Below are 14,793 nucleotides of genomic sequence, written 5' to 3' on the forward strand. Positions count from 1 at the left end.
TTGTTTCGTTTGCGGCGTCAGCTGAGGAGGCGAAATATACGGACTTCGGACAGATGCGTCAAGCACGAAACACTCAAAACACGAGTAGAAACATGATACCAAGCAACAAAAAACAGACAAGCAATTGTTTTAAAACAACTTAAGCCGTTAATGTTTTTTCAAACTATCCATCCTGCTACAGGTCGCCGCCTAGGGTGCGCGTCAAACCGCTCCTGCAGCAGGATAAAAACGAGCGCTCAACTACGGTAATCGGCATTAATACGCACATAGTCATAGGAGAAGTCACACGTCCAAACGGTCGCATCCGCACTCCCCCGCTCCAGCACAACCCGCACCGTAATCTCGCTTTGCTGCATGACGCGCTGACCGTCAGCTTCCTCATAATCTGGGTGACGTCCTCCGGCGGAGGCTACCAGCACATCGTCCAGGTAGAGGGAAAGCCTGTCCACATCCAGATCCGCCACACCGGCATAGCCGATCGCGGCCAACAAACGTCCAAGATTAGGATCGGAAGCGAAGAAGGCGGTTTTAACCAGCGGAGAGCGTGCAATCGCATAGCCAATATCCTTGCACTCCGCCACACTACGCCCGCCTTCAACCTTGACGGTAATAAACTTGGTAGCCCCTTCACCATCACGCACGATAGCCTGCGCCAACTCGCGTGCGAGATCCAGCAAGACCGCTTTAAATGGGGCGTAATGCGGATGATCTACCGAGTCGATCAGGCTGTTTGCACTTTGCCCGCTGCAAATCAGCATAAAGCTGTCATTGGTCGAAGTGTCACCATCGATCGAGATACAGTTGAAGGACTGGTCGGCGACCTCCTTGATCAACTGTTCCAACAGCGGACGCGTAATGGCCGCATCGGTCGCAATAAAGCCCAGCATGGTTGCCATATTGGGATGAATCATGCCGGCGCCCTTGGCAATACCGGTCAAGACGACAGGCACACCATCCAGGCTCAATGTGCGACTCGCCGCCTTGGGCACGGTATCGGTCGTCATGATGGCCTCGGCCGCCTCGCCCCAGCTCGCCTCACGTCTTGCCGGCAAGGCCTGGATGATCTTGCCTACGGGTAGCGGCTCCAGAATCACGCCGGTAGAGAACGGCAAGACCTGCTCTGGCTGACAGGCTAGCTCTTCGGCCAGCGCCTTGCAAACTTGCAAGGCATGCTCGCGCCCGGCTACGCCGGTACCGGCGTTGGCATTACCGGTATTGACCACCAGCGCACGTATTTGTACACCCGTGCCCAGATGGGCTTTGCTCACTTGAACCGGTGCGGCACAGAAGCGGTTCTGGGTAAAGACGCCGGCAACGGTATTGCCTTTATCCAGCTGGATCACCAGCACATCCTTGCGATCCGCCTTCTTGATGCCGGCCTCAGCCACCATCAGCTTGACACCGGCTACCGCCAGCAAGCTTTGATCATCCTGTACATTGAGATTGACTGCCATTCCGCGCCTCCACACCAAAATGTTATTGGCATTGATTGTAACGGATTTGTTTATGTCTGCGCGACAGCCCACCTCAGTTGGCTAGTGCCTCTTCCAGGCACGACAACAACGCCGCCCCGTAGCGGGCTAGCTTAAGCTCTCCCAAACCATAGATCCGTCGCAACTCGGCCAGAGACGACGGCCGCTTCTCGACCAGTTCGCGCAAGGTCTTGTCGGAGAAAACGGCATAAGCCGGCACATTGTGCTCATCGGCCATGCCTTTACGCCAACGCCTGAGCGCCTGCCAGACCCGCTCCTCGCGCTCGGTACGCAGCCACTGCTCGGCGCTACCGGCTTTGGCCCGGCTGTCGTCGGCCAACGGCCGCAGAAAGATTTTTTCCTGCCCTTTAAGAATGCTGCGGCTTGACTCGGTCAACACCAGCGACTGGCCGCGCACGACATCAACCTCGACAATCTTTCTTGCCACCAGTTGGCGCACCAGCGAACGCCATGCCCGCTGCGAATACTCCTTGCCTATGCCGAAGGTAGAGAGCTGATCATGGCCTGCTTGCTGCACGTGTGCATTGCTGCGCCCCAGCAGCACATCGATGACTTGGCTGGCCGGATAGCGCTGCCCGACCCGCCAGATACACGACAATAGTTTTTGCACAGCCAGCGTCGCATCAAACGTGACCGGCGGGTGCAGGCAATTGTCGCAATGCCCGCACGACTGCCCCGCCTCACCGAAATGCGCTAGGATCAGCTGGCGACGGCAGGCGGCAGTTTCGCAAAATGCGACCATGGCATCCAGCTTGGACAGTTCGACCTGCTTTTGTAGCTGAGCCATCTCCGAGTTCAGGATCATCTGCGTCAACTGCACCATATCGTTCAGCCCGTAACACAACCAACTGGACGCAGGCAGGCCGTCACGCCCGGCGCGTCCCGACTCCTGGTAAAAATTTTCCGGGCTTTTAGGCAGGTCGACATGGGCGACAAAACGCACGTCCGGCTTGTCTATACCCATGCCGAAGGCGACGGTCGCCACCATTACCACCCCGTCCTCGCGCAAAAAACGGCGCTGATTTGCATCCCGCGCCTCGTGCGACATCCCCGCGTGATAAGGCAGCGCCGTGATGCCGTTCTGTGCCAGCCATGCGGCAAACTCTTCGACCCGCTTGCGCGACAGGCAATAGACGATGCCGGACTCGCCGCTATGCTCGCGCTGGATATAGGCCAGCACCTGCTTCTTGGCCTCGTGCTTCTCAATGACCTGATAGAAGATATTGGGCCGGTCAAAACTGGACTTGAACACCGGCGCATCCGTCAGCCCCAGATAGTGCAGAATATCGGCTTCGGTCTGCGGATCGGCCGTTGCCGTCAGCGCAATACGCGGCACAGCAGGAAAACGCTGGGCCAGCACGCCCAGTAGCTGATATTCGGGGCGGAAGTCATGCCCCCACTGGCTGACGCAGTGCGCCTCATCAATGGCAAACAGCGAAATATCCAACCCGGCCATAAACTCGAGAAAACGCGGGGTCAGCATGCGCTCGGGCGCCACATAAAGCAGCTTGAGCGCACCCGAGCGCGCATCCAGGGCGATGCGCCGTTGCGCCTCCGGCTCGGTAGCCGAGTTAAGACAAGCGGCAGCAATACCCTGCTCGGTCAAAGCGGCCACCTGATCCTGCATCAAGGCAATCAGCGGCGACACCACGATAGCCAGGCCATCGCGCATCAGCGCCGGGATCTGGAAACACAGACTCTTGCCCCCGCCTGTCGGCATCAGCACCAGCGCACTGCCCCCTTGCGCGACCTGCGCGATGATCTGTGCCTGTTCCCCCCTGAATGCGGGATAACCGAACAGGTTTTGCAGAATATCGAGGGCTTGACGCATGGTTTGACGACCGGAAGAGCAAGAAAGGGGCTCATTGTAAGCGCAAAACAAACCGAGCCAGTCCGTATGTTGCAGCAGACCGCTAGCCTGCCTTGCCTGCTGACCAGAGCGCACGAATATGCGAGACTGCGCGCACGGAGGCTTTCATGTTCAAGCATTTATTACGCAGCACCGTGCTTTGCACGGTTTTTCTGGCGGGTTGCGCCACACAAACCAGTAAACCGCTAGACACCGGCACGCCAGGCGGCAGCCGTCCGCTGGCTAATGCCGAATGGCACAATCTGGGGGTCTCGCCTAGCGGCAATATCCTGCACGAAATCGACGGGCTCAGCATACGCAAGCAAGCTAACAACCTGTTTGCCTACCGCGACCGCAAGACCATTTTCAACCCGGCCAAAGAGAACTATCTCAATACGCCCAAGCACAAGCAGTCCGTCAATCGCTGGGTCGTCGATTGCAAGGCGCGCAATATACGGCTGACCGGCATGGATCTGTTTGACGAAAATGGACGTGCCATCGCCAACTACACATATAATGACAAACAAATTAGAGCAATGCCGGTTGTACGCAACTCGGCCAGCTATCAGCAATTTGAATATGTGTGCGGAACTACGGCCAACTGAGCGCCGGGCTCCGCCGGAACGGAGCCCATGCGCAGAATCGTTTTCAATCAAAAAGGCGGGGTTGGTAAATCGACCATTACCGTAAACCTGGCGGCGATAGCCGCCAGCCTGGGCAAGCGGGTACTGGTCATCGACCTCGACCCGCAAGGCAATAGCAGCCATTATCTGACCGGGGAAAGTGCGGCGGATACCCGCCAGGGCGTGGCGGGCCTCTACCAGCAGATGCTCAGCATCAGCCTGTTCGGCAAAAAGGCGGATGACTTTATCAGCGCAACCCGCTTTCCGGGCTTGTCGCTGATGGCCTCGCATCCGGAACTGGCCGAAATGATGGTCAAGCTGGAATCGCGCTACAAAATGTTCAAACTTAAAGAGGCGCTGGATACGCTGGACGACAAGTTCGACGAAATCTGGATAGACACCCCGCCCGCGCTCAACTTCTATACCCGCTCGGCCCTGATTGCCGCCGAACGCTGCCTGATTCCTTTTGACTGCGATGCCTTCTCGCGCCACGCTCTGCTTGGGCTGCTTGATAGCGTGGCGGAAATACGCGCCGACCATAATCCGGCTTTGTCTATCGAAGGCATCGTTGTCAACCAGTTCCAGCCGCGGGCCAGCCTGCCCAAGCGCATGGTGGAGGAATTGCGCGAACAGGGTTTGCCGGTGCTTGACCCGCCGCTGCCTGCTTCGGTCAAAATCCGCGAATCACACGAGGCCTGCAGCCCGATGATCTTTCTTGAGCCGCGCCACAAGCTGTCGCAGGCCTATGCTGCGCTATATCAATCGCTGCCGGCCTGACGAAAACGCCAATAGCGCGGCGCCTCGTGCCTCCATGTCCGTATGGTGACCCTGTCGGACACATCAATCTGCAGCGCACCGCTCTCGTCGGTGCGCAATAAGCGGGCACCGCTGGCGGCCACCCGCGCCAGCACGTCGCCATGCGGGTGGCGATAACGGTTGCGGTAACCATTACTGGAGAGCGCCCATTGCGGTGCAACGCCGGCCAGAAATTCGGCCGAGCTGGAGGTACGGCTGCCGTGATGGCCCAGCACCAGCACACTGGCACGCAAGGCCGCGCCATAACGCACAAGCAGCGCGCGCTCCCTGGCTTGCGGTAAATCACCCGTTACCAGCAAGGCCTGCTGTAGGGTCGCGACCCTCAGTACGCAACTGGCGGCATTATCATCCCCGTGGCGCTCGCCCACGGCAGGCGCCAGCATATCAAAGCGCACCCCGTCCCAGGCCCAGCTTTGCCCTGCCTGGCAAGGCAAGGCTTGAATGCCGTCAGCACGCATTTTCCCGACCTGCCCGCTTAAGATACGCGAGGCCGGCAAGATCGCCAGCAAGGAAGCGGCAGCCCCCATATGGTCAGCGTCATGGTGCGACAACACCAGCACATCCAGCCGCCGGACACCCAAGCCCTGCAATTGCGGCAACAGGATACGGCCGGCCTCGCCGGCGCCGGTATCAAACAACAAGCTATGGCGGCGGGTCTGCACCAACAAGGCCAGGCCTTGCCCGACATCGATCAGGCGGGCACGAAAGTGACCCGCATCAGGCACCGGAGCCGGGTAAAACAAGAGCGGCACCATCAGCAAGACACCAAACAGGCGTGCACACCATGCCAGCGGCAGCAGAACAAGCAAGCTGCCTGCCAGCGCCAGAATAGTCAGCGGCCAGGGCGCCGCCGGCAAGGCCAGTGTCGGAAAGCGCGCCAGAAATGCCAGGCCCCAGAAAAAACCTTGTGCAGCCACGCCGGCCAGATGCAATAGCCAGCCAGTAGGATCAAACAGACCAAGCAGTGCCAAAGGCGTCACCACCAGCGTAATCCAGGGGATGGCAAGCAAATTGGCCAGCGGAGACACCAGCGGCAGCTGGCCGAAGAACCACAAAAGCGGCAAGGGCGACACCACCAGCACCGCCCACTGCCCGCCCAACATATCGCGCCAGCCATAAAGCGGACGTCGTCTTGCCATGCCCGCCACAATCAGCGCGGCCACCAGACCAAACGACAGCCACAAGCCCGGCGTCAGCACGGCAAAAGGATCCATCAGCAATACCAGTGCAAGGCTGCTCCACCATATCTGAAAAGGCGTAAAGCCGCGCCGCGCCAGCAACATTGCCCCGGCCAGCGTCAAGGCCAGCACCGTGCGCTGGGTCGGCACCGAAAAGCCGGCCAGCAGCGCATAGGCAAACGCAGCCCCCACCCCGGCCAGGATCACCAGCGTTTGCGGCGTACGCACCAGGCGCGGCAACAAGAAAAGCAGGCCGCGCATCAAACAGCCCGCCAGCAAGGCCACCATGGTCACATGCACGCCGGAGATGCTGACAAGGTGGGTGGTACCGGTCGCGGCCAACTCGCGCCACACTGTGCGCGGCAACTCCCCTTGTGCGCCAACTGCCAGCGCTGCCACCAGACCGCCCTCGCGTCCGTCGCCCAGCGTGGCAAAAATCCGCGCCACCAGACGCGCACGCAAACGGTCCAGCGCAGCGGCCATGCCCTCCTCCTGCCCCAGTGCAACCCGATATTTACCGACGCTGCCACTGGCCAGCAAGCCTTGCGACCACATCCAGGCTTCGCCATCAAAACCGTAGGGATTGGCCTCGGCACGCGGCGCACGCAGGCGCAAGCTAAGACGCCAGCGGCTACCGGCTGGCCAGTCGCGTTCCAGATAGTCACGCGCCAACACCACGTCAGGAACACCGGCCGGCGCATTGTCCGGCACAAAATCAAAACGGGTGGCGAAGTCGTTACGGGTAGCCAGCCCCCGCACCCGGCCCTCAAGCACCAGCGGAATGCCCTCCTCGGCCGCCGACAGGCCATGCGTCAATTGCAACTGGGCGCGCCAGCTAGCCCACGCCATGGCACAGCACAAAATCAAAACGCCGTAACAGACGCGCAAGCCCACACCCCGCAGATAGCGCCGCGCAGGCCAAGCCAAAACCAGCGGCAGCAAGCACAAGCGCCAGTCAGGCAAATCGGGCAGCACGGCCACCAGCGCCACGCCCAGACAGAAGCAAACCAGCCGTTCCATGCTCCATCATATGCAGGCACAACTTGCATGGCAGCCTAGCCTCGCTTATCGTGCGCCCTCGCCTGATACTGCCCGAAAGACCGATATGTCCGATTTTCCCTTTTTCCTCGCCGCCGGCGCCCGGCGTGACTACGCCGACAGGCTGGCCGCCCTGTTCGGTCTGCAACGCCTGCGCGCACGCCCGGCCAGCGACTACTGGCTGGAACTGGGGGATGACAGGCTGGAGCTGGTGACCATAGGCAAGCATGGCGCGGTTTACGCCGAGTTCGTCGAAGGTGCGGCCAAACACCGGCGCGAACAGGGCGGCGGGCGCGGCCAGCCGGTGGCCAAGGCCATCGGCCTCAAGAGTGCCAAAACCCTGCCCAGCGTCGTCGATGCCACGGCAGGCCTTGGGCGCGACAGCTTTGTACTGGCTAGCCTGGGCTGTCAGGTCACCTTGCTTGAGCGCTCGCCGGTTGCCGCAGCCTTGCTGTTTGATGCACTGGACCGGGCGCGCTCGCATGCCGACACGGCCGATATCGCTGCACGCATGACGCTGGTGCACGCCAACTCGATAGACTGGCTTAGCACGCTTGCCCCCGAGCAGGCCCCGGATGTGGTGTTTGTCGACCCGATGTTCCCTGACACCGACAAGAAAAGTGCTGCTGCGAAAAAAGACATGCAGGCCTTCCAGCAGGTCATCGGCGACGATATGGATAGCGCCGCCTTGCTCGCGGCGGCGTGGGAGGCGGCGCGCAAACGGGTCGTGGTGAAGCGCCCGCGTCTGGGCGCACCGATAGCGGGCATGAAGCCTTCGGTGGTGATGGAGGGCAAATCGACCCGCTTTGACCTTTATATCAAGCAAAGCATGGCCAAGACGGACTAAGCGGCGAGTGCCGCAGGGAACGAAGCAAGCACTCGCCAACTCGACAGGCTGCGTTTAAGCGATTATTTTAAAACCATCCTGAATTCCCCCACAGATACTCAACATGAATGCTGTTCTTCTTGCGGTCGTGCTGATGCTCGGCCTGTCACTCGCCCGCACCCATGTCGTCATCAGCCTGCTGATCGGCGCCATCGTCGGCGGACTGGTCGGTGGTCTGTCGCTGGCCGACACACTGGAGGCCTTCAATAAGGGCCTGACCGGCGGCGCGTCAGTCGCGCTGTCCTATGCCTTGCTCGGCGCTTTTGCCGTGGCCATTGCCAAATCAGGCCTGCCGCACGCGCTGGCCGACATCGCTCTGAAGAAACTGGAAAACGGTCAGGCCAAAACCACGCTCAAGTGGACCTTGCTGCTATTGCTGGTGGCCGTCAGCATCTCCAGCCAGAACCTGATTCCCATCCATATCGCCTTTATCCCGCTCTTGGTGCCGCCGCTGCTTTATGTGATGGCCAAGCTGCAACTGGACAGGCGCGCCGTCGCCTGCGTGATGACTTTCGGCCTGGTCACACCCTATATGCTGTTTCCGGTCGGCTTTGGCGAGATTTTCCTTAAGCAGATACTGCTGGGCAATATCGCCAAGTCCGGCATGGACGTGGCCGGCATCAATGTCACCCACGCCATGGCCATTCCGGCTGCCGGCATGCTGGCCGGCCTGCTGTGTGCGGTATTCATCAGCTACCGCAAGCCGCGCCACTACAGTCTGGGCCGCATCGAAAATGCCGAGCGTACCCACGCCAAGATCAGCACGCGCTCCATCCTGACTGCGCTGTTCGCCATCGTACTGGCGTTTTCGGTACAGCTTTATACCGGCTCGATGATTATGGGGGCGCTGGTCGGCTTCCTGACCTTTATCGCCACCGGCGTAGTGAAATGGAAAGACGCAGACGATTTGTTTACCGAAGGCATGAAGATGATGGCGATGATAGGCTTCATCATGATCACCGCCCAAGGCTTTGCCGAAGTACTGAAAGCCACCGGACAGATCGCGCCACTGGTCAGCGCCTCGGCCGAACTGTTCGGCCATAACCGCGGCCTGGCCGTATTCGCCATGCTGCTGGTCGGTCTGTTCGTCACCATGGGCATAGGCTCGTCCTTTTCTACCGTCCCCATCATCGCCGCCATTTATGTGCCGCTGTGCATACAATTGGGTTTTTCACCGATGGCGACCATCGCCATTATCGGTACGGCCGGTGCCTTGGGCGATGCCGGCTCGCCGGCCTCCGACTCGACCCTGGGGCCGACCTCGGGTCTGAATGTCGATGGCCAGCATGACCATATCCGCGACACCGTCATCCCCACCTTTTTGCACTACAACCTGCCGCTACTGACTGCAGGCTGGATTGCCGCCATGGTGCTGTGAAATTTTTAAGGAAGCATAATGAACATCCCTGCCCCAGTGGCACTGGCGACACGACTCGCCCCCTTGCTGAATGGTCTTGACTGGGGAATCGGCGGCAGCACCCTGCTCTACCATCTGGGGCTGGAGGCCAACCCGCAGGATCTGGACCTGCTGGTTACGCCTGAACACTTTGCCCAGGCCCATCTGCGTCTGGCCGAACTTTTTAACGAAGAAGCAAGGCCGGCGCATCCACGCCATATTGCGCAGCACTTTGCCCGCTTTGTCAGTCAGGACGGCAGTGCCATCGACTTGATGGCAGGCATTTGCGTACACGGCCAGGAGAAAAAGACCGGCTGGGACTTCAACCCGGCACAGGTGGATATCGAACATGGCTTGCCATGGATGCGCGCCGAAGACTGGCTGGAACTCTACAGCCTGTTCCAGCGCCCGTTTCGCGTACAGCAGCTGCAAAACTGGCTAAATGCACGCGATGCCGAACAACGCTGTGGCGAACTGGAAATTCGTCTGGCCTTTCTGGACGACACGGTCGATGCCTTAAGCAGCACGCTTGCGCGCCAACAACACGAGCTCGACCTGCTGCAAGAGCAGTTGCGCCTCCTGTATCGCCAAAGCGCACGCGGCAGCGGCGAAAACGAAGAGCGCTCGCTGCGCGACGAGATCCCGCCGCACTATTGAGCGCCCACGCGCGCGCCAGCCGGCTTATGCGTCATGCGTCCGGAAAACAGCCCGGCTCCGACAATCAGCGTACCGCCCAGCCACTCGCCCGGTCGTATGGCCTCACCGGCAAGCAGCCAGGCGGCTGCGGCGGCAAACACCAGCTCCAGCAACATCAGGGCTGTCACCTGATTGGCCGGCAACAGCGACACGCCATGTTGCGAGATCACGCTGGTACACAATAAGGTAATACCCAGCGCAAGCATGACCGCCCATGCCATGGGCGGAATCTCCAGCACGGCACCTAACTGGCCACGCCATAGCAAGGCTCCCGCAGCAAAGAACAGAACCCCCAGCCAGATCATGGCGGATTTGACCGGCAAGGGTAGCCGATCGGCACTGCGGCTCAGTACATTACCCAGCGAGAACGCCATCCCTCCGGACAAGGCCAGCCACTCATACCGATGGCTCAGCGGCAAATCGCCGTCAAATACCCCAGGGCGCCACAAAATGGCCAGACAGCCGGCCAGCAAGATGGCGATGACCATATAACCGGCGCGGGTCAGCCGCTCGTGCAGGATCAGGCGTGCCAGCAGGGCCGTCCACAACGGCGACAAATAAAACAGCAACAGAACACGCACCACCGGCCCTTCGGTCAGTGCCCAGCTATAGCTGAAATTGCACCAGCCAAAAGCCAGCATCATCGGCAGCATCACCGGTATCAAGCGCACGCCCTGACGGAAGGTGGAACGAAATAGCACCACGCCAAACAGCATGGCGATCAGATACACCACCAGCGAGGTGGTCCAGTTACTGACACCCCCCGTTTGCAAGGCGCGAAAAGGTAGCCACATCAGCCCCCACACCAGAGCAGTCGTCAACAGACAAGCCATGGCTGTCAGCTTTTGTTTTGCCAGGATCATATTGTTTTCTTTAAGATGGCCGAATTTGCTGCAGCACGAGAGAGAACCGTGAACCCCAATCTGGCCCTACTGCAACCCTACCCGTTCCAGCGCCTGCGCGCCCTGCTGGCCGATGTCCAGCCCCCGCCCGACAAGAGCGCCATCAATCTGTCGATAGGTGAGCCCAAGCACCCGACGCCGGCACTACTCACTAATGCGCTGACAGGAAATCTGGAGGGCCTGGCCGGCTACCCGGCCACGCTAGGCACGGATGCCCTGCGTCAGGCCTGTCGCGACTGGGCCCAGCGCCGTTACGATATCAAGCTGGATGCGGCCCGGGAAATTCTGCCGGTCAATGGTAGCCGCGAGGCGCTGTTTTCTTTTGTGCAAAGCGTGATCGACAGCAGCGAAGGAAAGAAACCGGTCGTCATTTCACCCAACCCGTTTTACCAGATTTACGAAGGTGCTGCACTATTGGCCGGTGCCCAGCCGTTTTACGTCAACTGCACCGCCGGGTGTGCTTTCCAGCCGGACTGGTCCGCCGTGCCCGAGGCCATCTGGCAGCGTACACAACTGGTTTTTGTCTGCTCGCCGGGCAACCCGACCGGCGCGGTGATGAATCTGGCCGACTGGCAGGCACTGTTCGAGCTATCCGACCGCTACGGCTTTGTGATTGCATCGGACGAGTGCTACTCCGAAATCCACTTCGGTACTCCGCCTCTGGGCGGACTGGAGGCAGCGCGCAAGCTGGGACGCGACTACCGGCGCCTGGTGATGTTTACCAGCCTGTCCAAGCGTTCCAATGCACCGGGCCTGCGTTCGGGATTTGTTGCCGGCGATGCCAGTCTGCTGGCAGACTTCCTGCTGTACCGCACCTATCACGGCAGCGCCATGAGCCTGCCAACGCAGGCCGCCAGCATCGCCGCGTGGAATGACGAAACGCATGTCGTCGCCAACCGCGCGGCTTACATCGCCAAATTCGAGGCGGTCACCGCGCCCTTGGCCCAAGTGCTGGACGTCAAGCGCCCCGATGCCAGCTTCTATCTGTGGGCCCGCGTGCCCGGTGGCGACGATGTCCGCTTTACCCGCGAATTATTCGCACACGCGCACATTACCGTCCTGCCCGGCTCGCTACTGGCGCGCGAAGCCCATGGCCACAACCCGGGGCAAGGCTATATCCGTATCGCGCTGGTCGCGCCACTGGCAGAATGCGTCGAGGCTGCACAACGCATGGCACAATTTACGACCGCTTATCGCACAGCAAACACTTAAAGATTACGATCATGACCACCACCATTCATCTTGCCAAAGGGCTTAACCATATGCATCCGCTGCAATCCCTGATTGAAAACGCCTTCGAAGAGCGCGCATCCATCACTCCAGCCACTGTCTCGGTCGAACTGAAAGCCGCCATCGAGCAGGTCATTAACGAGCTGGACAACGGCCATCTGCGCGTAGCGGAAAAACAGGGCGACGAATGGATCGTCAACCAGTGGCTGAAAAAAGCCGTCCTGCTGTCGTTCCGCATCCGCGACAACGAAGTCATGGATGATGGCGTCAGCCGTTATTTCGACAAGGTCGACACCAAGTTTGCCGATTGGAAAGCCGAAGACTTCGGCGCCGCCGGCTTCCGTGCAGTACCCGGCGCAGTAGCACGCAAGGGTGCCTTCATTGCCAAAAACACCGTACTGATGCCGTCGTTTGTGAATATCGGCGCCTTTGTCGATGAAGGCACGATGGTCGACACTTGGGCCACCGTCGGCTCCTGCGCCCAGATCGGCAAAAATGTGCACCTGTCCGGCGGCGTCGGCATCGGCGGCGTGCTGGAACCCTTGCAGGCCAACCCGACCATTATCGAAGACAACTGCTTTATCGGCGCGCGCTCCGAAGTGGTCGAAGGCGTGATCGTCGGTGAAGGCTCGGTCATCTCCATGGGCGTTTTTATCGGCCAGTCCACCCGCATCTATGACCGCGAAACCGGTGAAATCCACTATGGCCGCGTACCGGCAGGTTCGGTGGTGGTGTCCGGCAGCCTGCCATCCAAAGATGGTAGCCACAGCCTGTATTGCGCGGTCATCGTCAAAAAGGTTGATGCTCAGACCCGCTCCAAGACCAGCATCAACGAGTTGCTGCGCGGCATCTGATTTCCCCGCCCACTCCGGCCCGCCGTCAAAAAGCGGGCTTTTTTGCGCCCTAAAAACCCGCAGCATCAAGCAAGACCGTCAAACCACTCCCGTCCGCTGTGTGCATTGCAACAAGGCGCCATAAAGTAAGGCGGTAATTTGGTGATTCTGCCTTACAGCCTGTAAAATGCCGATTAACTCGGGCAGATTCTGCCCCATTTTTTTTCGGTCATAGAAACCTCCGTGAGTACAGACAGCTTTATCGAATTCAGAAACGTCAGCTTTGCCTATGGCGAGCGCAGCATTCTGAAGAACATCAACCTGAGCATCCCGCGCGGACGCTTTGTCGCCATCATGGGCGGCAGCGGCAGCGGCAAGACCACCTTGCTGCGCCTGATCTCGGGGCAGGTTTCCCCACAACAGGGCGAAGTCATCGTCGACGGCAAGCATGTCGAAAAGATGAGCAGCCGCGAACTGTTCGAGCTCCGCCGCCGCATGGGCATGCTGTTCCAGTTCGGCGCGCTGTTTACCGACCTGTCGGTATTCGACAATGTGGCGTTCCCGATTCGCGAACACACGCACTTGCCCGACAGCATGGTGCACGATCTGGTGCTGATGAAGCTCGCTGCCGTCGGTCTGCGCGGTACCGAGCGCCTGATGCCGGCCGAACTGTCCGGCGGCATGTCGCGCCGCATTGCACTGGCGCGCGCCATTGCGCTGGACCCTGCGCTGATGCTGTACGATGAACCCTTCACCGGGCTGGACCCGATCTCGCTGGGCGCCATCGCCCACCTGATCAAAAAGCTCAGCGATGCGCTGGGCACCACCTCGGTGATGGTGACGCACGATGTGCAGCACTCGCTCAATATCGTCGACTACGTCTATTTTGTCGCCAATGGCGAGATCGTCGCCGAAGGCACACCGGACGAGGTTCGCGCCTCTGCGTCACCTTGGGTACACCAGTTTGTCTACGGCGAAGCTGACGGCCCGGTGCATCTGGCCTATCCGGCCACCACCTCGCTGGCCGACGATATTGGACTCGGAGACCTCCATGCTTGAAACCCTGCTCTCTCCCCTGCGCAAGCTGGGTCACTGGGTGATCGAGGCCATCTGGCGTCTGGGCATGATCAGCCGCTTTTTTGTCGCCATCCTGATGAACTCGGGGCAAAGCCTGCTGCGCTTTCATCTGGTGATACGCGAAATGTACTTCTCCGGCGTGCTGTCACTGATCATCATCGTGGTATCCGGCCTGTTCGTCGGCATGGTTCTGGGCCTGCAAGGCTATACCACGCTGGTGCGCTTTGGCTCGGCCGATGCGCTGGGTGCACTGGTGGCGCTGTCCTTGCTGCGCGAACTGGGGCCGGTACTGGCGGCGCTACTGTTTGCCAGTCGCGCAGGCTCGGCCATGACCGCCGAAATCGGTCTGATGAAGGCGACCGAGCAACTGGACGCCATGAGCGTGATGGCGGTCAATCCGGTCGCCCGCGTCGTAGCGCCGCGCTTCTGGGCCGGCGTGCTGTCCATGCCGATTCTGGCGGCGCTGTTCAATGTAATGGGAATTATCGGCGGCTATGCCGTCGGCGTGCTGATGATAGGCCTGGACAGCGGCAGCTACTGGTCGCAAATGCAGGCCAATGTCGACCTGCACGTCGACGTGGTCAACGGCCTGATCAAAAGCCTGTTCTTCGGCATGGCGGTGACCCTGATTGCCGTGTACGAAGGCTTTGACGCGACGCCCACCGCAGCCGGCGTCTCGGCGGCTACCACACGTACCGTCGTCACTTCGGCCCTGGTTATTCTGGCACTCGATTTTGTGCTGACTGCCTTCATGTTCTAGCTTCGGAAAAAACCAT

General features: G+C 60.0%; 13 protein-coding genes. 9 read left to right on the forward strand and 4 right to left on the reverse strand.

The features are described from left to right. Nucleotides 1-236 precede the first annotated feature (236 nt). Both argJ and recQ read right to left on the reverse strand, forming a co-directional pair. Nucleotides 237-1,454 (reverse strand): bifunctional glutamate N-acetyltransferase/amino-acid acetyltransferase ArgJ, encoded by a 1,218-nt coding sequence (argJ, locus tag GQF02_RS14775; RefSeq protein ID WP_160798162.1) that lies wholly within the window; start codon nt 1,452-1,454, stop codon nt 237-239. Between the two features lie 73 nt (nt 1,455-1,527). Continuing rightward, complete coding sequence (gene recQ / locus GQF02_RS14780; RefSeq protein WP_160798164.1) at nt 1,528-3,324, reverse strand: DNA helicase RecQ; 1,797 nt, start codon at nt 3,322-3,324, stop codon at nt 1,528-1,530. 146 nt (nt 3,325-3,470) lie between these two features. On the opposite strand from recQ, the gene GQF02_RS14785 reads away from it, so the two are divergent. Both GQF02_RS14785 and GQF02_RS14790 read left to right on the forward strand, forming a co-directional pair. Continuing rightward, nucleotides 3,471-3,947 carry a surface-adhesin E family protein gene (locus GQF02_RS14785; RefSeq protein ID WP_124735112.1) on the forward strand — a complete coding sequence of 159 codons (477 nt, stop codon included), beginning with the start codon at nt 3,471-3,473 and terminating at the stop codon, nt 3,945-3,947. A gap of 27 nt (nt 3,948-3,974) precedes the next feature. Further along, nucleotides 3,975-4,742, forward strand: coding sequence for a ParA family protein (locus GQF02_RS14790; RefSeq protein WP_124735113.1), 768 nt, complete (start codon nt 3,975-3,977; stop codon nt 4,740-4,742). On the opposite strand, the gene GQF02_RS14795 is transcribed toward GQF02_RS14790, so the two are convergent. Next, nucleotides 4,724-6,979 carry a DNA internalization-related competence protein ComEC/Rec2 gene (locus GQF02_RS14795; RefSeq protein WP_160798166.1) on the reverse strand — a complete coding sequence of 752 codons (2,256 nt, stop codon included), beginning with the start codon at nt 6,977-6,979 and terminating at the stop codon, nt 4,724-4,726. The genes GQF02_RS14790 and GQF02_RS14795 overlap by 19 nt on opposite strands. Nucleotides 6,980-7,064: 85 nt before the next feature. Here GQF02_RS14795 and GQF02_RS14800 point away from each other — a divergent pair, with 85 nt between their 5' ends. The 3 genes from GQF02_RS14800 to GQF02_RS16035 all read left to right on the forward strand — a co-directional run bounded on the left by GQF02_RS14800 (nt 7,065) and on the right by GQF02_RS16035 (nt 9,936). Next, nucleotides 7,065-7,844 (forward strand): class I SAM-dependent methyltransferase, encoded by a 780-nt coding sequence (locus GQF02_RS14800; RefSeq protein WP_160798168.1) that lies wholly within the window; start codon nt 7,065-7,067, stop codon nt 7,842-7,844. 103 nt (nt 7,845-7,947) lie between these two features. After that, nucleotides 7,948-9,261 carry a Na+/H+ antiporter family protein gene (locus tag GQF02_RS14805; protein ID WP_160798170.1) on the forward strand — a complete coding sequence of 438 codons (1,314 nt, stop codon included), beginning with the start codon at nt 7,948-7,950 and terminating at the stop codon, nt 9,259-9,261. An 18-nt stretch (nt 9,262-9,279) separates the two neighbouring features. Then, nucleotides 9,280-9,936, forward strand: coding sequence for a SlyX family protein (locus GQF02_RS16035; protein ID WP_235930215.1), 657 nt, complete (start codon nt 9,280-9,282; stop codon nt 9,934-9,936). Here the strand turns inward: GQF02_RS16035 and GQF02_RS14815 are convergent. After that, nucleotides 9,930-10,838: a DMT family transporter gene (locus GQF02_RS14815; protein ID WP_160798172.1), complete on the reverse strand. Its 909-nt coding sequence runs from the start codon at nt 10,836-10,838 to the stop codon at nt 9,930-9,932. The genes GQF02_RS16035 and GQF02_RS14815 overlap by 7 nt on opposite strands. 48 nt (nt 10,839-10,886) lie before the next feature. On the opposite strand from GQF02_RS14815, the gene dapC reads away from it, so the two are divergent. From dapC to mlaE, 4 genes are all read left to right on the forward strand, one after another. Further along, the gene (gene dapC, locus GQF02_RS14820; RefSeq protein ID WP_160798174.1) at nt 10,887-12,089 is read left to right on the forward strand and encodes a succinyldiaminopimelate transaminase; all 1,203 of its coding nucleotides are present in this window, start codon (nt 10,887-10,889) and stop codon (nt 12,087-12,089) included. 50 nt (nt 12,090-12,139) lie between these two features. Next, nucleotides 12,140-12,961, forward strand: a complete 822-nt coding sequence (gene dapD / locus GQF02_RS14825; RefSeq protein ID WP_124735237.1) for a 2,3,4,5-tetrahydropyridine-2,6-dicarboxylate N-succinyltransferase — start codon at nt 12,140-12,142, stop codon at nt 12,959-12,961. A 222-nt stretch (nt 12,962-13,183) separates the two neighbouring features. Then, nucleotides 13,184-13,999 (forward strand): ABC transporter ATP-binding protein, encoded by an 816-nt coding sequence (locus GQF02_RS14830; RefSeq protein WP_160798176.1) that lies wholly within the window; start codon nt 13,184-13,186, stop codon nt 13,997-13,999. Beyond that, nucleotides 13,992-14,777, forward strand: coding sequence for a lipid asymmetry maintenance ABC transporter permease subunit MlaE (gene mlaE, locus GQF02_RS14835; RefSeq protein ID WP_124735119.1), 786 nt, complete (start codon nt 13,992-13,994; stop codon nt 14,775-14,777). The genes GQF02_RS14830 and mlaE overlap by 8 nt, the downstream gene beginning before the upstream one ends. Nucleotides 14,778-14,793 lie beyond the last annotated feature (16 nt).

It is taken from the genome of Craterilacuibacter sinensis (genome assembly GCF_009831765.1).
Classification (GTDB): Bacteria; Pseudomonadota; Gammaproteobacteria; order Burkholderiales; family Chromobacteriaceae; genus Craterilacuibacter; species Craterilacuibacter sinensis.

Coding starts and splice junctions, on each gene's coding strand:
- argJ (WP_160798162.1), bottom strand. CDS start 1,454: ATGGCAGTCAATCTCAATGTACAGGATGATCAAAGCTTGCTGGCGGTA.
- recQ (WP_160798164.1), bottom strand. CDS start 3,324: ATGCGTCAAGCCCTCGATATTCTGCAAAACCTGTTCGGTTATCCCGCA.
- GQF02_RS14785 (WP_124735112.1), top strand. CDS start 3,471: ATGTTCAAGCATTTATTACGCAGCACCGTGCTTTGCACGGTTTTTCTG.
- GQF02_RS14790 (WP_124735113.1), top strand. CDS start 3,975: ATGCGCAGAATCGTTTTCAATCAAAAAGGCGGGGTTGGTAAATCGACC.
- GQF02_RS14795 (WP_160798166.1), bottom strand. CDS start 6,979: ATGGAACGGCTGGTTTGCTTCTGTCTGGGCGTGGCGCTGGTGGCCGTG.
- GQF02_RS14800 (WP_160798168.1), top strand. CDS start 7,065: ATGTCCGATTTTCCCTTTTTCCTCGCCGCCGGCGCCCGGCGTGACTAC.
- GQF02_RS14805 (WP_160798170.1), top strand. CDS start 7,948: ATGAATGCTGTTCTTCTTGCGGTCGTGCTGATGCTCGGCCTGTCACTC.
- GQF02_RS16035 (WP_235930215.1), top strand. CDS start 9,280: ATGAACATCCCTGCCCCAGTGGCACTGGCGACACGACTCGCCCCCTTG.
- GQF02_RS14815 (WP_160798172.1), bottom strand. CDS start 10,838: ATGATCCTGGCAAAACAAAAGCTGACAGCCATGGCTTGTCTGTTGACG.
- dapD (WP_124735237.1), top strand. CDS start 12,140: ATGCATCCGCTGCAATCCCTGATTGAAAACGCCTTCGAAGAGCGCGCA.
- mlaE (WP_124735119.1), top strand. CDS start 13,992: ATGCTTGAAACCCTGCTCTCTCCCCTGCGCAAGCTGGGTCACTGGGTG.